Genomic DNA, 19,170 nt, shown 5'->3' on the forward strand with positions numbered 1-19,170 from the left:
TTGTTATCGTTTGAATGAAAATCTGAAACCTTTTCATGAATTGTCTCCCACGCTTCACTCTTCACGCAACACTAGGGTGCGTGGACGCTCAACCCAACCATCCTGACCATCGGACACAATCTCTATAACATCAACCTTGCTGGGAGTGATCGACGTTATCTTACCAAAGTTGCGACCCAGATAATTACCCTCTTTCACCCGATGTAACCCATTATCCGGGTCTTTCACCAAGGCAAACAGCGAGGAACCGGGGCGGGTGAGCGTACCCACCATCGCCAGCGAATCGATCCCATACTGTTCAAGAACCTCTTTAGGGCGATTAAAATCAGGCTTAACATTGCTTCTTTTCTGCGGAATTGCCAACAGCTCTACATCCATGGGACGATCAAACGGGCTACGTAGAGCAGCAGCACTGTAGGAGAAAGCCTTGTAAATTTTAAATTCCGGCGGCGGCTCAATTCGGCCTTTAGGTCGGCTCTTGACTTCCGCCATTTTGGCTTTGATGTCGCTAAACGACGTATCACCACCACACCCACTCAGCAATAGACCAAGAATTGCAATTCCAAAAAAACTTACGCTTCTCATATCAATTTTCCTTATAGCGGTAAGTTTTGGCGCGAATTTTCATCACCAGTTCTTGGGTGCCCTCTTTGGTTGGGGCAATCTCGAAGTCATGCAACGTAACAATACGTGGCAAAGCAGCGACCGCACTGACAAAGGCACCGAAGGCATGAAATCCACCTTTGACCTCAATATCAATGGGCAACTCAACATAGAACTCTTTGGAATTCTCAGGCGCCAGCTCGATGGTATTAAAGGTCAAACCCGCCGTAAGCCCTGTATGGCTGATGTCTTCAAGCAGTCCGGGAACCTCAGTATCGCTGGGCAGTTGCCGCAATAAAGCGCCGAAGGTATTCTCCATTTCCTTCATTTGCTCTTTATAAGCCTCCAGGTTGGATGCTTTAAAAGCCTTGTCCTCATACTCTTTCATCAACTTGTTTTCTTCGGAAGCCACCCGATCCAGCTGCCCGAGAGAGTCTGACAACATCAAATGAAATACCAGGAACCCTGCCACAACACTGGCAACTATCCAGATAAACAATTTGATCGGGAGCGGCCATCCGCCAATATTCTCCGGATCCAGATTATTAAAGGACTCAAAAAACTCTTTAACGTCCATAATCAGCCCTCCTCCTCAGCTAGCTTTTTCTGTCGCTTGACCGTCAGATCAAACTCATTGACAGACTGTTCTTTGGAGGCGGCCTGAACCTTGGACAGGTTGGGCGCTTCGAACAATTCAGAAGCATCAAGATTTCGCATCAGATTGGAGACCCGGTTGTTGCTTTCCGCCAAGCCAGTCATGCTGAGGATGTCTCCGGTGGCTTTTATCTGCTTGTAGTACACACCATCCGGCAGGGTGCGCACCATTTCATCAAACACCTTCACAATCTCGGGGCGATTACCCTGCAGATCCTGGATGACCTTCATGCGCTCAATGAGGGATTCCCGCTTTTTCTTGAGTTCCTCAATTTCCTTGATTTGCTGCTCCAGTTTCTTGGTTTCGCCAACGATGAACTGATTTCGCTGATTCTGATATTCAATGCGGGTCTGAACCCCCATGTCCACCAGATACACACTGCCGGCGCCAATCAAAAGCACCCCAAACAGCACCACAAAAAACTGCTGTTTGAGTTCCTGGCGCCGTTCTTCGCGCCAGGGTAGGAGGTTAATCTTGGTCATTAGTCAAAACTCCTTAACGCCAAGCCACAGGCGATCATCAATGATGGCGCATCGGCGCTGAGTAGAGACGCGTTAACTTTGGAGGAAAGAGCCATATCCACAAACGGATTGGCGATGGAAGTGGTGGTGCCCACCTTATCCTGCACCATTTCAGCCAGACCGGAGATGGAGGCGGTGCCGCCGGCCAGCAAAATATGGTCGACATCATTGTACTGGCTGGAGGAGAAGAAAAACTGCAACGAGCGGGTGACCTGCTGAACCACGGCTTCCTTGAACGGCTCCAGCACCTCGGTTTCATAATCATCCGGCAGGCCGCCCTGCTTTTTGGCCAGGCCCGCTTCCTCGAAGGATAAGCCGTAGCGGCGCTGTATTTCCTCAGTCAGTTGCTTACCGCCGAACAGCTGCTCCCGGGTATAGATAGTGCGGCCATCATGCAGCACGCTCAGTGTGGTCATGGTGGAGCCGATGTCGACAATGGCGACAGTCTGCTCTTCACCACCATCAATCTGGTCCGCCACCAGGCCAAATGCGCGCTCCATGGCGTAGGCTTCCACATCCATCACCTTGGCGGTTAAGCCGGCAATTTCCAGCACATCCACCCGCAACTCAACATTCTCGTTACGACAGGCCGCCAGCAGCACTTCCACCATATCAGCGGAGCCATCCACCGTGCCCTGGACCTCAAAATCGATGGCAACTTCATCCAGGGGATACGGGATATACTGGTCCGCCTCCACCTTGATCTGGCTCTCCATTTCATCATCGGAGAGCTTGCCATCCATCTCAATGACCTTGGTGATCACGGAAGAACCGGCCACCGCCACCGCAGCGTTTTTGACGCCGCTTTTGGCTCGGGAAACCACGCGGGCAATTGCTTCACCCACGCCTTCCACATCATTGATGTTTTTTTCGACTACGGCGTTCGCTGGCAGCGGCTCCACCGCATAGGCTTCGACCTTGTAGCGATTTCCACTTCGACTGAGCTCGAGCAGCTTGACCGAAGTCGAGCTGATATCGATTCCCAATTTGGCTGTTGAAGCCTTCTTACTGAGGAAGGGCAGCATATCTTCCTGTCCTGTTTTGTAGTTCTGCTTTAATTATGAATTTTGTGCAGTTCTGCACACTTACAAAAACATTGTGTCTATTTACATTAAATACCACAATATTAGAACACGCAATTAGATCGCGCCTGCAATATCGTCGTATAATTCACACTCTGAACAAATTATTACCATCTCAATCGACTCACTCAGACAGACGTTAAGCCTGACACATGCCTAAAACTCATCCGATTTTACGACTTTCGCTGTGGCTTCTACTGCTCGCCATTAGCGCCGGCTCCATGGTGCTCACTGCAACATTGCTCTACCTTGGCCCTAAACTGCCGCAAGTTGAGCAGATCCTTGATATACAATTACAGACGCCTTTACGGATTTATTCCAGTGAAGGAAAGCTAATTGCAGAGTTCGGCGAAAAAAAACGTTCTCCTATTTTCTACAAAGATATTCCCCAGGATTTCATTCACGCGGTACTGGCGGCAGAGGACGCTCGTTTCTTCAGCCATCATGGCGTGGACATTAAGGGCCTCACCCGGGCTACCCTGGAACTGCTCACCACAGGCTCGATCCAAACCGGCGGCAGCACCATCACCATGCAGGTTGCGAAAAACTACTTCCTCAGCAGAGAGCGAACTTTTCTTAGAAAATTCAATGAGATACTGCTTTCTCTCGACATGGAGCGCAAGCTCAGCAAAGAGCAGATTCTAGAGCTGTACATCAACAAGATTTATCTGGGACATCGCGCCTACGGTATCCAGGCCGCCGCCCAGGTTTACTACGGTAAACCGGTGCAGGAACTCAGCCTGGCGCAATTGGCCACCATCGCCGGGTTACCAAAAGCCCCTTCGGCCTACAACCCGGTGACCAATCCGGCGCGGGCGCTGACCCGCCGCAATTGGATACTGTCCCGCATGCTGGATTTGAATTACATCACCCAACCACAATACGACGCGGCAGTGGCTGAACTGGAAACAGCGGAGCTGCATGGTATCCCGGTGCAGGTGGAAGCACCCTATTTTGCCGAAATGGTGCGCCGGGATATGGTGGCGCTTTACGGAGACAAGGCGGATACCGATGGCTATCGGGTCTATACCACCCTAAAAGCAGACTTTCAGACCAGCGCCAACGCAGCAACCCAAAAAGGGCTGGTGGATTATGATCGCCGCCATGGCTATCGGGGTGAAGAAGCCAAGCTCGATTACCCGCTGGAGGAGGTTCCCCTGACTGACCTGGTGGCCGAATTGAAGCGCTTCCGCACCATTGGCCCACTGCAACCCGCACTCATTACTGAAGTGTCCGACGAGTCCGCCAAGGCCCTGTTGAAATCAGGGGAAACCGTATCCCTGACGCTGGAAGGCATGCAATGGGCCCGCCGCTACATTGACAATGTGGACCGGGGGCCGGAACCGAAGAAGGTCAGCGATGTGGTGGAGGTCGGGCAAATCGTCCGCATAATACAGGAAAAAGATGAGTGGACCCTGGCACAGAAACCCCAGGCCCAGAGCGGCATGGTATCGTTTAATCCCAACAACGGCGCACTGCTGGCACTGGTGGGTGGATTTGATTTCCAAAGCAGCAAATTCAATCGTGCGGTGCAGGGTGGCCGACAGGCCGGCTCCAGCTTCAAGCCTTTTATTTACAGTGCCGCGCTGGATAAGGGCATGACACCGGCCACCGTCATCAACGATGCCCCGGTGGTATTTGAAGATTCCAGCCTGGAGAGCACCTGGCGTCCGGAGAACTCGGGCGGTCGCTTCTATGGCCCCACCCGGCTGCGGCAGGCGCTGTACAAATCCCGCAACCTGGTGTCCATTCGCGTTCTGCGCCAGATCGGTGTGCGCCACACCATTCAATACGCCGAAAAATTCGGTTTCGACCCAGCCAAACTGCCGAACAACCTGTCCCTGGCTCTGGGCAGCGCGGCGCTGACCCCCTGGGAGATCGCATCCGCCTATTCTGTGCTGGCAAACGGGGGATACAAGCTGGAACCCTGGTATATCGAACGCATCGAGAACAACGATGGGGATACGCTGTTTGAGGCCAATCCCATGGTCATCTGTGACGACGCCTGTGAGCAGCAGCGGGCCGAGGAGCAAGCCCGAGAAGCGCAGCTGGCGGCAGAATCCGCCGCAGACGAAAGCGACGAACTCGCCTTTTCCGACTTGCTGGCACAGGAAGCAACTCAGCCGGAGGCCGCTGCGGACACTGAAGATACTACAGAGGAAAAGCCGATTCGCTACGCCGAACGGGTGCAGGACGAACGCATCAACTTTTTGATCACCAGCATGATGCAGGACGTCATCAAACGCGGCACCGGTGTCAAAGCACGAGCCCTGAACCGCTCGGATCTGGCAGGTAAAACCGGCACCACCAACGACCAGAAAGACGCCTGGTTCTCAGGTTTTAACCGCGATGTGGTGGCCACGGTCTGGGTTGGATTCGATCAGCCCCGCAACCTTGGCCGTGGTGAATATGGCGGTACTGCCGCACTTCCCATCTGGATAGACTATATGCGTACTGCCTTGCAATCGTCGCCCCAGGTAAGCCCGAAGATTCCCGATGGCATCACCACTGTGCGCATCGATCCGGAAACGGGCAAACGGGCAAAACCGGGGCAACCCAACGCCATCTTTGAATACTTCCGCGAAGAGAACGTACCGGCACAGGAAGTGGAAGACGACATGGTGAACCCCCATGGCGAAAGCGGTAACATACCGGAGCAACTTTTCTAGAAGTCAATATTTAGTCACACTTTGGGTGTGGCCCAATTCATTGACTGTCAGCGGCGTTACGCGTAGAAATAGAGGCCTACTTACTGTGCAATCATGCAAACGGGTTTGATCAAGTAATCAGGGATGTTGCCCGTCTTCGTTCGGCGCCAGGGAAATGACTCAAGATACCCGCTTAATCCGATTGTCCGGCAGCTTCGTGGATAGCTCTTGCGTCGCTGTGGAACTGGAGGGAAGGGAAGCACTCTCTTCCCCTTATGAATTCCAAGTGCAATTTCTCACAGACTCCCTGGAGCTGTCCTGCGAGGATGTGATCGGACAGAAAATCGGGATCGCGATCCATAACCAGGGCCGCACCGAAGGCATCTACCGGCACGGCCGGGTAAACCGCCTGGTGTTGAACGACGTCAACGAAAGCGGTGTACGCTTCTACCAGATTCAAGTGGTACCCGGTTTCTGGTTTCTGTCACAGGCCAACCATAACCGCATCTTCGAGAATAAAACCAGCCTGGAGATCGCCGAAGAGATCATCAGCTCCTACGGCCCTTTCTGCGAACTGGAAACCAAAACCAACGGCACATACATCAAGCGTGAGTACTGCGTTCAATTCAACGAAACCGATCTGGAGTTCGTCGAGCGTATCCTGGCGGAAGACGGTATCACCTATTACTTCACCTTCACCGAAAACAGCCACACCCTGATACTGACCGACCAAACCAACGGTTACGTGGACTGCCCGGAAACCAAGGTGGTGAAACGCGGCTTATCCCGGGAGGAAGGTGCGGAGGGCGCAGTGATTCGGCAGTGGAGCCGAGCGCTCAGCTACCACCCCCAAGCGTATCAACTGCTGGATTACAACCAGGACACCCCCAAGAACTTCTACAAACAGCGGGTACCCACCACCTCATCCTTTTCACAGACACCGCCCATGGACGCCCGGGTGGGTTTTGGCTGTTACAATTTCAAAACCGGCAGCGACAGCTGTCACGATTTTGACTCAGCCTATAACAAGCGGATCACCCAAAACCGCATGGAAGAACTGGAAGCACGACATAATCTGGCGGAAGGTGTCAGCAATTGCCCCGGCTTTCATCCCGGGGGCCGCTTTGAGCTGGTTCACAACGCCAAATCCGAATCCGGACGTTATCTGCTATGGGAAGTCAGCCACCGGGCACGGAACAACATTGACAGCCCCAGTCTGTATGAAAATCACTTCAATTGCATTCCTGCCGATATACCACCCCGCCCGGCCAAGCCCCGCTACAAACAACGCATGCCGGGGCCACAGACCGCAAAAGTGGTGGCGCAAAGTGCGTCCGGATCGGCGCCGGATGCCGATCCGCAACGTATGGTGAAAGTTCAGTTTCCATGGGACGGTGATCACAACAGCTGTAAGCTGCGTGTCATGCAGGGTTATGCCGGCAGTGGCTGGGGCGCTAGTTTTGTTCCGCGCCTGGATCAGGAAGTCCTGGTGGACTTTATCAACGGCGATCCGGATCGCCCCATCGTCGTAGGCGCACTCTACAACAAAGATAACCAGGGGCCGAAATATACGGCCACGCAATCCGGCTGGCTGACACAGAGCGGCAATGCCAACGAGTTTCGTTTTGACGACGCCGGCGGCGCCGAAGAAATTTACCTGAAAGCCGGCAAGGATATGAATTTTGTCATCGCCAACAATGAAACCGGCGACATACAGAATGATCAGACACTCAGTGTCAGCAACAATCGGGCGGTCTCTGTGGGCGCCAATGAATCCAAAAGTGTTGGCGGCAGCCAAACCGAAAGCGTGACGGGCAATCAGTCCATCACCGTGCAAGGCAACCAGAGTACCGGTGTCAACAGCAATCAAACCACCACCGTGGCCATCAACAGTGCTGAAACCGTGGGCGCCGCCAAGGAGCTGACTATTGGTGGCCTGTATCAGGTGAGCGTGGGTGCGGCCATGAACGAGACGGTGGGGGCCGTGAAAGCCGAAGAGGTGGGGGCCAATAAAACCGTTATGGTGGGCGGGAGCATGAGCGAGAAAGTGGGCAAAAATCGCGATGTGAGCGTCTCCGACAACAGCAGCCACAAAGCCAAAAAGATCAACATCATTGCCGAGGAGGAACTCACCATCAAGGTGGGCAAAGCCAGCATCAGCATGAAAAAAGACGGCACCGTGCAAATCAGCGGAAAAGACCTGGATCTGAAGGCAACGGGCAAAATCAATATCAAAGCCAGCAGCAATGTCACCATCAAGGGCAGCAAGGTCGGCATTAACTAAAATACACAGGGAGGGATGCACATGGGCGCATATGAAAATCCTCAGCAGGCACAGCTGCGCAGCCCCGTTTACGGTGTTGTCACCGGCCAGTTTTTGGGGCTGGATAGCGATGGCAACCCCATGGTGGTATTCCCGGGTCAGCAAGGTACGGCCGCCCGCCGGGCACGCTCCATTGCCAACCTGGAGTCAGTTCCGTTCGGTGCAGAGGTCATCTTGCAGTTTGATCAGGGAAACCTGAACTTACCCATTATCATGGGCATTATCCAAACGCCTCAACCGACCACCGGGCAATCAGAACTTGAACCTCTTCAGGTGGAGGTGGACCATCAGCATCTGCAGATTCAGGCCCAGGAAAAACTGACGCTGCGCTGTGGTGCTGCCAGCATCACCCTCACCCGCGCCGGCAAGATTCTGATTAAAGGCAACTACCTTTCCTCCCACGCCACCGGGACGCACCGCATCAAAGGGGGCTGCGTGCAGATCAATTGATATGAGCAGCAACCCCTACGATCAAATTCCCTATCGCTGCCAGCCCATCGAATGGACCGCTCCGGAAAGGCTGGCCATCAACTCTCTTCTGCACGGCGGCCCGGCCCCGACCCTTGCGCGCTACCGAGTGCTGGAGCTGGGCTGTGGCGATGGCGCGAACCTGCTGCCGCTGGCCTATTACCGGCCCCAGGCAGAGTGGGTCGGTGTGGACGGCTCAGCACGCCACATTGAGCAGGCCCGGAGCCGTCTCGCCCAACTGCAACTGGACAACCTTGAATTCCTGCAACTTGACTTCCGCCAGGCAAACGCCCAACTGATGGGGAAATTCGATTTCATCATCGTGCATGGCGTATTCTCATGGGTTGCCGACGGCGTCCGCGATGCATTGTTTCAGCTCTGTAGCGACCGGCTCAGCTCCAAAGGAATTTTGTATCTGAACTACAACACCAAACCGGGCTGGAACATCCGCGGCATGGTACGTGATTACCTTCTGGCACATACCCAGTCCCAATCGACGCTGGCAGACAAACTCACAGCAGCACGGGCCGCAGCCGCCAAAATGGCGCGTTCATTAGCGGACGAAACCCATCCGTTTTCGCAACTATTGGGTAACGAATTTCAATTCGTCTGTGACAATCACGACAGCTATATCGCCCATGAATTCTTAACCGAACACAATACTGCGTATTGGCGCAGCGAATTCCTGGCTTTAGCGCAACGCTTCGATCTGTACCCGGTTTCCGATGCGGATTACAACTATCCCTCCGGCAGGGTTAACCCCGCCTTGTTAAAACAGATCGAATCCCAGGACCTGATCGGAGCCAACCTGGAAGACACCGTGGATCTGATCAGCTATCGACAGCTGCATACGCCGATCCTGAGCAAAAAGCGCAGCAGGATTCCCCACCCCGATCCAGACCTGCTCGAACAGCTGAGTGTGGCATCCTGCCTGCATCCCGCCGGCCCCCATAAACCCAATTGGTATCAACATCCCAATGGCTACCAGGTGGAAGCGAAAGACAAACAAATCGCTGGTGCACTGGATCACCTGTTTAGCCTGTGGCCGCAAAGCGCTCCGCTGGATACCGTACTGAGCACTCACCACCGCTACCTGGATGACCTGATTCTTTTACACCACAACGGCCTCATCGAATTGCGTCTGCCCGGCAGCCCAAAACCTGCCTCCGATCCCGGCCTGAACCGGCTCAATCGGCTTGAAATACAATGGGGAGGCTATTACACCACCGCCTTCCATCAGCGGGTGGAAAAGACTCACAGTGCACGGGCCATGGAGAGCGCCTGATGTGGGCTCTAGCTAATAAAACACCCTTCGCTGCCGAACGCACCTGGGGCCGGGACCTGAACGGCTGGCATCAATGGATTGTGGCCGTGAAGGCCACCTACAACATTCAAGACGATGGTGTTCTTGAGCTTGCCGATGAGCAGTGCGAACCACTGTTTGCAGGGGAATACTTTGGTGAACCCGGACAATCCAGTTTAAAATATGAAGCGGATTTGATCCCGCTAAAACCCACCACCGACATCATCCTCAACGGCACCGCCCATGCTCCTGCAGGCAAACCCAGCAATGAGTTCGTCGTGGCGATGCGGGTGAACAACAAACAGAAAGCACTGCGCGTTCTTGGCGAACGGCATTGGGAAAAAGGGGTTGTGGGTTTAAAACCTTCCTCCACCCAACCGGTTACCCGGGTTCCCATCCGCTATGAAAAAGCGTACGGGGGTTGGGATAAAAGCCAATCCAACCCGGCCAAACAGAAGTGGGATCCATACAACCCGGTCGGCTGCGGCCTGGTGCAGAACGAATCACAGTTGGGTATGCCGCTGCCCCAGATCGAACACCTGGAGCGCACAGCAAAACGTGCTGGGCCTGCGGGGTTTGGCGCCATAGACAGTTTCTGGCATCCCAGAAGTCAATACGTCGGCACCTACGACAAACAATGGCAGGAACAGCGCCATCCACTACTGCCATTGGACTGGCAACCACAATGCCTGCAATGTGCACCGCTGGATCAGCAGACAGAAAAGCCCCTGCGCGGCGCAGAAACCATTGAACTGTTTAATCTGACACCCAGTGGGCGGCTATGCTTTCAGCTACCCAAAATCTACCTTACCTTCACCACCCACATCGCCGGCAGAGTTGAAGAACATCGGGCGCAAATGTCCAGCGTCATCATCGAGCCGGACACAATGCAGGTGAAGCTGATCTGGAATACCGAATTGCTGTGCCGCAATGAAAGCGATTACCTGGACCGCACCATCATTCGCCAAAAAAGGTACGAACAATGAGCGGGCCCGTTTTTGTCGTCAGCACCGGAGCACGTACCCCACTGGGTTTGGACACCGACACCTCCGCAGCAGCAGTGAGAGCGGCTATCAGCAGCTGCAGCGAACACCCTTTTATGGTTGATCAGGTGGGCGAGCCCATGCCCGCCTCTATGGATGCCCTACTGGATCCTGCAACACCCTGCCGGGAGCGCATGCTCGCCATGGGGCAAGCCGCACTACTGGAAACCAGCCAACCACTGACCAACATCAACCTTGGCGCTCTACCGCTGTTGCTGGGCTTACCCGAGCCGCGCCCGGGATTTGGTGAATCCGATGCCCACTGGCTGAGCCAGCAAATCAGTCAGCACCCGGAGCTGCCTGTATCCATCAGCAAAAGCCAGGCTTACATGAGTGGAAACAGCGCGGTACTGTCACTGTTTGATATGGCCAGACAGGAGATGGCGCAAGGGCAATATGAAGCCTGTCTGATTGGCGGTATAGAGAGTTATTTTCATGCGGACACCATGGAATGGCTGGACACCAACAAACAACTGCTGGGCAGTGTATCCCGCGCTGGATTTGTACCAGCAGAAGGCGCCGGCTTTTGCCTGGTCATGACGCCCACCGCAGCGCAGCAAGCCGGGCTGCAACCCATTGCCCTGATCCACAACACCGCCACGGCGTGGGAAAGCAGGCTGATCAAAACCCAGGAGATGAATTTTGGGGAAGCTTTAATTGAATCGGTTCGCTCCACTGTGGCGGGCTTGGACGCCTCCCGGGATCGTATCCATTCCATCTATTGCGACATCAACGGAGAACGCTACCGAGGAGAAGAATGGGGCTTCACTTGCCTGAAACTGGCACAGTATTTTGATGACCCCACCGGCTACTGGAGCCCGGCGGATTGCTGGGGTGATATGGGAGCGGCCTCCGGCGCATTGTTTGTAGGCCTGGCAACGCAGGCAGCACTCCGGGGCTATGCAAGCGGAAAACGCAGTCTGCTGTGGACCAGTTCCGAAAACGGGTTGCGCACAGCCGCCTTACTGGAAGCGGACGTTATTCCCAGTCCGTATCGAGGTTAACTCCATGGCCAGCGTCGCAATCCACCCGCCCAAAACACCGGTGACCAAAGGCAGCATGGGTATCGCCAAAGCCACCATTCCCAATATCTGCAAAATGCCGGGGCCACCAGCACCTTTTGTGCCATCGCCCCTTCCCAATATCGCCAAATCCGGCATGTCCCCAAAAGGGTATTCCACCACCGTAAAAATTGAAGGCAACACCGTTGCCATCCGTGGAGCAACGTTTAAGAGCATGGGGGATATGGCCAGCAAAGGCACCGGCGGCGGTTTGATTTCCGCCAACACCCATGGGCCGGCCAAATTCATCACCCCCGGTTCGCTCACAGTCAAGATACAGGGCAAAAGCGTGCATCTGCTGAGCGAACCCATGCTGAACAATCTGGGTGCCAGCGGCATGCCACCCAATACCGGCGCCACCATGACAGGATTAGGGCAGGCCAACCAGGATCTGACTGACTTCCAAATGGAGTTACTGTGCATGATCTTCTGCCAGTGCCTGCAAACCCGCCCCTTTGCCAAACAGGGTACACCAGTGGGCGTGGACCGGTCTGCTTTTGAATCGCCCGGGGACATCAAGGCCAAAACCAACCGCTTTGACAATCAAAAATGTGTCGAGAAAGAACTGGAAAACAACCCAACCATGATCGCGGAACAACCCTTCGATATGAGCAAAACCCCGCCGCAGGCTATCTCGGGCCGCCCGTCAGGCCACCGGCGGCCGGACGTGGTTTGCCTGGGAGCACCGGGCCCGGTCAGCGGCACAAACATCACCCGTATCGTGGAAATGAAGTTCCCCGGGGATTCCTGGAATCAGGGACAGCAGCGCGCCTATGAGCGCATCGCGCAGGAAAACAACCCGGACGCCACTGTCGAATTAATGGATGAGGAATCTTGTGGATGCTAACTGAGTCATTGCAAACCATGTTACCCATTCGGGATAGCAAGAATAATCCGGTGATAAAAGTGTGCCCACTGCTCACACTTTACTTTCACAACGGCCACCTGGAATCCACCCGCTTGGCGGTATCCGAATGTGCCAACGAATTTCTAAACGTATTCAAAGCGCAGCTTCATTGGGGCATTCTCGGGGTGGGAAAACCGCAGGCGTTCAATACCTTTCCCGAGCAGGCAACGCGGCAATACCTGGATTCCGTTGATGTGACTGATGATGATGGCTGGCAAATCTATTGGCACAGTGATGAACCGGAACACGCCAGTGATTGTGGCTTTCAGGCTTCAGGTTGTTCCCAACAGCAAAGCGAGGAGCTGGGCCACCTTTCCTATCTGTCCGTACACTTCCCTCTGCACAGTGCCCTGGGCGATCCGGACGCCCTGCTGGCTCTGGCGCTGCGCTGGTGCGAGCGCCTGAAACCGTACCATGGTTACGGCGGCATGGGCATCATCCACGCCAGCGATCGATTTGTTGCCGCACAACATGAAAATGAAGAATACGCACTGGCCCAGCGCTTTCCGGCGCTGGAGGTGGACTACCCACTGAAACACGCCCTGTGGTCACGGGAGGGCATAAAGGGCGGTAATTGGCTCACCATTCTGTCTGAATCCTGGCTCGGCAAATTACAGTCACCCGATTCCCGGTTCACCCTGCCTGCTCCCTTCGACATTCACCCCTACCCGGGCGGAATCATCATACGGGCCGGCCAGTCACCCATTGTGGCTGACCGCAATCAGGGTACCGATACGCCCATTTATCGCCAGCTTGCCAACGCACTTAAACCCATCCGCCTGACCACGCACCCGGCCATTCATACCTCCCGCGGTAAATTTAACCGGCAGGCCTTTGAAGAATGGATCGAGCGTTTTGATGGCTAGTATCAGCAAGGAACAGAAATAGCATGGGAGCCCAGGCCGAACACCTCACGCCCGCCGAAACCAGCACTCAACCGGCCCTGGCGCCGGTACTGGAGGAGTACCTTGCGGGTGCACAGTTGCTGTTTGAGCAACGTGATGGAGCCGTTAACCTGGGCGATCTGCGCGGTCGGGATCTGCAACTGGATGCCTGTATTGACGGTCTACGCATCGCGGGGAACAACGCATGGAAACTGCTGGAGTCGGCGCTGGCAGCAGCGGATAGCGGTGTCGTCTTTGTTGCCACCGTACTGGCGCTGGAATCCAAACACACCGTGCGTCTGAAACAAATTCTGGCGCTGGCGGAAACCGATACCACCCTGCAGTTTGGTGTCAGACAGGCGTTTTCCTGGGTACCTGAGCCCATTACACGCCCGCTGCTCCCCCATCTCATGGCCTCAGGGAACACCTTTTACCAGGGCCTTGGCCTGCACCTTTACCATCAGCATCACATCCACGCGGATACGCACCTGGAATGGGCGATCACCCATGCCGGCACCGACATCCGCGACGCCGGCCTCACCACTGCCGGCGAACTGGGGGCAACCACCCTGCTGCCAGTGTGCCTGCAAGCACTACAATCCGAGCAACACTCCACCCGTTTTGCGGCAGCACGGGCAGCCCTGTTGCTGGGTGAAAATACCCACTCACTGTCTGCTCTGCAATCCTTGGTAACGGGGAACACTCCGTATCAGGCGAAGGCACTGACACTGCTTGCTGTGTTTCTGCCGCTGGAAGCGGCCCAGTCGTTTCTGACCCGGCTCAGGGGATATACTCGCAACAAACGACTGCTGGTTAGGGTCGCCGGGGACTTGGGCGATCCCGTCAACATCCCCGCCCTGCTCCGCCTGATGGCCGACCCGGAGCTGACCCGTTTGGCCGCTTACGCAGTCAGTTGCATCACAGGACTGGACCTGATTGAAAACAATATGGACGCCGCCCCACCCGAGGATTTTGCAGCCGGCCCCAATGACGAGCCCGAGGATGAGAACGTTGAATCAGACCCGGATGAAGAGCTGCCCTGGCCGGACCGGGACAAACTGGTGCAATGGTGGGAACACAATGGCTCAACCTTCAAGCCCGGCACACGCTATCAGATGGGCCGGCAAATCAACCACCGCCACTGCCTGGATGTTTTGCAATTTGGTAGCCAGGCACAACGCTCGATTGCCGCTCTGCACTTAAAAAAACTGGACCCGGCAGCCCCGCTGTTTCTCACTGAGGCTCCCGCCTGGCGTCAACAAGCGCGCCTGGCGCAGCTGCGTCACAGTTGAGACGAAAAAAGGCCGGTTGTTTCCAACCGGCCTTTTCTTTCACTCTGGTTAAGGAGGTTACCTAAACCGCTATAAACCTTAGAACTGGTTCATAGTATTGTCTTTACCAGAGGCTTTCAGAGCAGCTTCACCAGCGAAGTACTCTTTGTGGTCATCACCGATATCGGATCCGGCCATGTTTTGGTGCTTAACGCAAGCGATACCCTGACGGATCTCTTTACGCTGCACGCCGGCAACATAAGCCAGCATGCCTTCATCACCGAAGTAACCTTTGGCCAGGTTGTCAGTAGACAGCGCGGCAGTGTGGTAAGTCGGCAAAGTGATCAGGTGGTGGAAGATACCCGCTTCACGTGATGCATCAGCCTGGAAGCTCTGGATGCGACGATCGGCTTCAGCAGACAGCTCGCTCTCGTCGTATTCTGAACTCATCAGGTTGGCACGATCGTATGCAGACACGTCTTTACCTTCTTCACTCCACGCATCGAACACCTGCTGACGGAAGTTCAGAGTCCAGTTGAAGGACGGGCTGTTGTTGTAAACCAGCTTGGCATTGGGTACCACTTCACGGATACGGTTAACCATACCGGCGATCTGGCCAACGTGGGGCTTCTCGGTTTCGATCCACAGCAGGTCTGCACCGTTCTGCAAAGAAGTAATACAGTCCAGAACCACACGATCTTCACCGGAACCTTTCTTGAACTGGAACAGGTTGGAAGGCAGACGCTTGGGCTTCAACAGCTTGCCGTTGGCTTTAACCACCACGTCACCGTTGTCGATGTCGTCAGCGCTTTCGATGTAATCACCGTCCAGGAAGCTGTTGTACTGGTCGCCCAGGTCACCGGGTTCGTTGGTTACGGCGATTTGCTTGGTCAGGCCGGCACCCAGCGAGTCGGTACGGGCAACGATAACACCGTCGTCTACACCCAGCTCCATGAACGCGTAACGAACAGCGCGGATCTTGGCCAGGAAGTCAGCGTGAGGAACGGTTACTTTACCGTCCTGGTGACCACATTGCTTCTCGTCAGAAACCTGGTTCTCGATCTGGATGCAGCAAGCACCGGCTTCGATCATGCGCTTGGCCAGCAGGTAAGTGGCTTCTGCATTACCGAAACCAGCGTCGATGTCGGCAATAATGGGCACAACGTGAGTCTGGTGGTTGTCGATTTTGCTCTGAACTTCAGCCGCCTTGGCGGAATCACCGGCTTCACGGGCCGCATCCAGCTCACGGAACAGGCCACCCAGCTCACGGGCATCGGCCTGACGCAGGAAGGTGTACAGTTCTTCGATCAGACCGGAAACAGAAGTCTTCTCGTGCATGGACTGATCCGGCAGAGGGCCGAAGTCGGAACGCAGAGCCGCAACCATCCAACCGGACAGGTACAGGTAACGACGCTTGGTGTCACCCAGGTGCTTTTTGATGGCAATCAGTTTCTGCTGACCGATGAAACCGTGCCAGCAACCCAGAGACTGAGTGTACTGAGCGGAATCGGCATCGTAGGCAGCCATGTCTTCACGCATGATCTTGGCTGTGTACTTGGCAATATCCAAACCGGTTTTGAAACGGTTTTGCAAACGCATACGAGCAACCGACTCAGGGCTGATCGCGTTCCAGGTGGGGCCATTGGCAGCGATTACAGATGCTGCTTCATCAGTAAAAGCGGAGTAGTTAGACATGGTAGATCCTCTACATTTAGGAATTAGGTATCGCAGTAAATCACGTCAACGCATAACTATAGACAACAGTCTTTACTGCAGATGAAGGCATTCTACGGAGCACACGAGCATAAATAAAATTAATAGATCGTATAGTGGGTATTTTTTACATGAATAAAGCATACAGGCCAGAGTTGACGGGGGCTGCAGCAACAAATGCATACTGCAGCGACCAGCCAGTCAGACGCTAGAGGTGTATTTCACCCTGCAAAAACAGCACCGCAGAGCCACAGATATTCACCCGATCCGCAGCCATTTCACACAGTACGTCACCGCCTCTGGCGGAAATTTGCCGGGCCTGCAGCCGCTGGCGCCCCAGCCGCTGCGACCAGTAAGGCGCCAATTGGGTGTATGCAGAACCGGTTACGGGATCTTCCGGAATGCCGCAGCGAGGGGCAAAAAAGCGCACCACAAAATCCTGATGATCCCCCGGGGCGGTTACCGCCACCCCTCTAAGAGCCAACTGCTTCAAGGCTTCCATATCAGGCTGCAATTGCGCCAGTTGTTGTTCGCTCTCCAGCACCACCAGGTAATCTTCCGAGGCCAGGCAGCACTGGGGCTCTACCCCCAACCCCTCAACCAGGGCCCGCGGCGGCTCACAGACAACGCCGGGCTGGGCCGGGAAATCCATACTGAAAAGATCACCCTCCCTGCGCACGGATAAAGGCCCGGAAAGGGATTCAAATACCACCTGCGGCCCACTCCAGCCCAACTTCTCGTAGAGTATGAAGGCGGACGCCAGAGTGGCATGGCCACACAATTTCACCTCCACCGTGGGTGTAAACCAGCGGATACGAAACCCCGTACCTTCCGGCACAAAGAACGCCGTTTCCGCCAGATTGTTTTCGGCAGCGATGTTTTGCATGGTGGCATCGGGCAGCCATTGCTCCAGGGGAACGACGGCAGCGGGGTTGCCTTCGAATACCTGTGAGGCGAAGGCGTCGACTTGATACTGCGTCAACAACATCAATATTCTCCAATTCGCAAAAAAATTACATTATCCGAAATCGAGAATGCTGACTACATCCACTAGCCCTCGTTTTGTGATAAGCCTATTAAAAATCACCCACTTACACCTTGCATACCCCCACAACGAGTTGCAAAATAGCCACCAGACCAATTGGAGAAACGGATCAACGTTACCGTGCCAGGAACCCCGCACAATTCCATCCGACGCATGGTGGCGGCACTCTGCCCCCTGTTGCTGATCGTGGTGGCCAACACCAGCCACGCTGGCCCCTGGATCAATCCGGGTGATGAAACCCTGCGCCATCACCTCCAAGTGCTCTCTGATGCTGGCGCAGTAACCGTACCGATCACCACTTGGCCGTTGATGTGGAGCGGCATCAAGCAAGACCTTGAATCGTTGAGCCCAGGCAAACTTAGCAGCGCACAAGCACTGTCTTTAAGTTATGTGCGCTTTGCCCTGCGCCGCGATACGGGCAACGACATCCGATATAACTGGCGCGGAGACGTGCGCCAGGATCCACGACTCTTCACCGACTTTGGCGACAGCCAGCGTGACCAAGCGGAGACCAGCCTGTCCGCTGACTGGATGGGCAAACACCTGGCAGGTCGCCTGAAAATATCCTACACCGACGACGCCAACGATGACCCCAATGCCAAACTGGACGGCAGCTATATCAGCACGGTGTTGGGAAACTGGGCGTTTACTGCAGGCTCCATCGAGCGCTGGTGGGGCCCCGGCTGGCAAAACAGCCTGATTTTAAGCACCAACGCCCGCCCCGCCCCCAGCCTTTCCCTGCAACGCAATCATTCGGCCGCCTTTGAGACACCCTGGTTAAGCTGGATTGGCCCCTGGCATCTGGAAACCTTTATGGGGCGGTTGGAAAATAATCGGGAAATCAGCCATGCATTACTGTGGGGGCTGCGGATCACTTTTCGACCAATTCAACCGTTGGAAATTGGTTTAACCCGAACAGCACAATGGGGTGGTGAAGGTCGCCCACGAGACTTCAGCACCTTTACTGATCTGCTATTAGGGCGGGATAATCGCGGCGACGAAGGAATCGAACAGCGTAACGAACCAGGCAATCAGCTTGGGGGGATTGACTGGCGACTTAGTGGAACATTTTTTGGTGATACTGGTGTAGGACTGTATAGTCAATGGATTGGTGAAGACGAATCCGGGGGAACACCAAGCCGATTTAGTATGCTAATAGGTGCTGATGCGAGTATCATTCTTACTGGCATCCACCATCGTATTTACCTTGAGTTCAGCGACACCACCGCAGAAGGTTTTAAAGGCGGCGACAGCGCCAGACCAAATATCAGTTATGAACACAGCATTTACAAAAACGGATATCGTTATCGGATTAGAAGCATCGCATCCGCCACCGACAACGACACCCGCATGCTAACCTTGGCACATGATTTACACCTGAACGACGATCAACAAATCAGTTGGTCTCTCGCCAAGGTAGAAGTGAACCGGGATGGAACGGACACCAGCCCGCCAGGCGGCAACACCTTGAGCAGAAACGTCAGGACCAATCTGTGGTTGGCGGATGCCCGATACAGTATATTAATTAACCCGTGGCAATTGAGCTTCGGGGTGGATTATCAAAGTGAAGATCTAACCTATGGGGGAGACAGTATTGGCGGTGCCAGTGCCTATTTCGCATGGGAAGCCAGATGGTAATTGAA

Annotated in this window: 16 protein-coding genes; 10 read left to right on the forward strand and 6 right to left on the reverse strand. The window is 54.8% G+C overall.

Annotation, left to right across the window (positions count from 1 at the left end; all coding sequences use genetic code 11):
- Positions 1-54 precede the first annotated feature (54 nt).
- The 4 genes from D9N13_RS21075 to D9N13_RS21090 are packed head-to-tail and all read right to left on the reverse strand — an operon-like array spanning position 55 to position 2,804.
- Positions 55-585 carry a pilus assembly protein PilP gene (locus D9N13_RS21075; protein WP_290593944.1) on the reverse strand — a complete coding sequence of 177 codons (531 nt, stop codon included), beginning with the start codon at positions 583-585 and terminating at the stop codon, positions 55-57.
- 1 nt (position 586) lies between these two features.
- Positions 587-1,180, reverse strand: coding sequence for a type 4a pilus biogenesis protein PilO (locus D9N13_RS21080; RefSeq protein WP_290593945.1), 594 nt, complete (start codon positions 1,178-1,180; stop codon positions 587-589).
- Between the two features lie 2 nt (positions 1,181-1,182).
- A complete protein-coding gene (locus D9N13_RS21085) occupies positions 1,183-1,740 on the reverse strand; it encodes a PilN domain-containing protein (protein WP_290593946.1) in 558 nt (185 codons plus the stop codon).
- Complete coding sequence (locus D9N13_RS21090) at positions 1,740-2,804, reverse strand: pilus assembly protein PilM (protein ID WP_290593947.1); 1,065 nt, start codon at positions 2,802-2,804, stop codon at positions 1,740-1,742. Before D9N13_RS21090 ends, D9N13_RS21085 begins: the two co-directional genes overlap by 1 nt.
- Before the next feature lie 209 nt (positions 2,805-3,013).
- Here D9N13_RS21090 and D9N13_RS21095 point away from each other — a divergent pair, with 209 nt between their 5' ends.
- The 9 genes from D9N13_RS21095 to D9N13_RS21135 all read left to right on the forward strand — a co-directional run bounded on the left by D9N13_RS21095 (position 3,014) and on the right by D9N13_RS21135 (position 14,790).
- A complete protein-coding gene (locus D9N13_RS21095) occupies positions 3,014-5,530 on the forward strand; it encodes a penicillin-binding protein 1A (protein WP_290593948.1) in 2,517 nt (838 codons plus the stop codon).
- A 154-nt stretch (positions 5,531-5,684) separates the two neighbouring features.
- Complete coding sequence (locus tag D9N13_RS21100) at positions 5,685-7,793, forward strand: type VI secretion system Vgr family protein (protein ID WP_290593949.1); 2,109 nt, start codon at positions 5,685-5,687, stop codon at positions 7,791-7,793.
- A gap of 21 nt (positions 7,794-7,814) precedes the next feature.
- Positions 7,815-8,282: a DUF6484 domain-containing protein gene (locus D9N13_RS21105; RefSeq protein WP_290593950.1), complete on the forward strand. Its 468-nt coding sequence runs from the start codon at positions 7,815-7,817 to the stop codon at positions 8,280-8,282.
- 1 nt (position 8,283) lies between these two features.
- A complete protein-coding gene (locus D9N13_RS21110; protein WP_290593951.1) occupies positions 8,284-9,585 on the forward strand; it encodes a class I SAM-dependent methyltransferase in 1,302 nt (433 codons plus the stop codon).
- Positions 9,585-10,589, forward strand: a complete 1,005-nt coding sequence (locus D9N13_RS21115) for a DUF2169 domain-containing protein (RefSeq protein ID WP_290593952.1) — start codon at positions 9,585-9,587, stop codon at positions 10,587-10,589. Before D9N13_RS21110 ends, D9N13_RS21115 begins: the two co-directional genes overlap by 1 nt.
- A complete protein-coding gene (locus tag D9N13_RS21120) occupies positions 10,586-11,650 on the forward strand; it encodes a hypothetical protein (RefSeq protein ID WP_290593953.1) in 1,065 nt (354 codons plus the stop codon). The genes D9N13_RS21115 and D9N13_RS21120 overlap by 4 nt, the downstream gene beginning before the upstream one ends.
- A 4-nt stretch (positions 11,651-11,654) precedes the next feature.
- Positions 11,655-12,554: a PAAR-like domain-containing protein gene (locus D9N13_RS21125; RefSeq protein ID WP_290593954.1), complete on the forward strand. Its 900-nt coding sequence runs from the start codon at positions 11,655-11,657 to the stop codon at positions 12,552-12,554.
- Complete coding sequence (locus D9N13_RS21130) at positions 12,548-13,480, forward strand: type VI immunity family protein (RefSeq protein ID WP_290593955.1); 933 nt, start codon at positions 12,548-12,550, stop codon at positions 13,478-13,480. Before D9N13_RS21125 ends, D9N13_RS21130 begins: the two co-directional genes overlap by 7 nt.
- Before the next feature lie 23 nt (positions 13,481-13,503).
- Entirely contained in the window at positions 13,504-14,790 is a 1,287-nt protein-coding gene (locus D9N13_RS21135) for a TIGR02270 family protein (protein ID WP_290593956.1), read from the forward strand.
- Positions 14,791-14,868: 78 nt separating this feature from the next.
- Here the strand turns inward: D9N13_RS21135 and D9N13_RS21140 are convergent, their stop codons facing one another.
- Positions 14,869-16,464 carry an isocitrate lyase gene (locus tag D9N13_RS21140; RefSeq protein ID WP_290593957.1) on the reverse strand — a complete coding sequence of 532 codons (1,596 nt, stop codon included), beginning with the start codon at positions 16,462-16,464 and terminating at the stop codon, positions 14,869-14,871.
- A 226-nt stretch (positions 16,465-16,690) separates the two neighbouring features.
- Positions 16,691-17,470, reverse strand: a complete 780-nt coding sequence (locus D9N13_RS21145) for a PhzF family phenazine biosynthesis protein (protein WP_290593958.1) — start codon at positions 17,468-17,470, stop codon at positions 16,691-16,693.
- A gap of 177 nt (positions 17,471-17,647) precedes the next feature.
- Between D9N13_RS21145 and D9N13_RS21150 the strand changes: the two genes are divergently transcribed.
- The gene (locus D9N13_RS21150; RefSeq protein ID WP_290593959.1) at positions 17,648-19,165 is read left to right on the forward strand and encodes a capsule assembly Wzi family protein; all 1,518 of its coding nucleotides are present in this window, start codon (positions 17,648-17,650) and stop codon (positions 19,163-19,165) included.
- Positions 19,166-19,170 lie beyond the last annotated feature (5 nt).

Source organism: Ketobacter sp. GenoA1, assembly GCF_003671475.1.
GTDB lineage: Bacteria > Pseudomonadota > Gammaproteobacteria > Pseudomonadales > Ketobacteraceae > Ketobacter.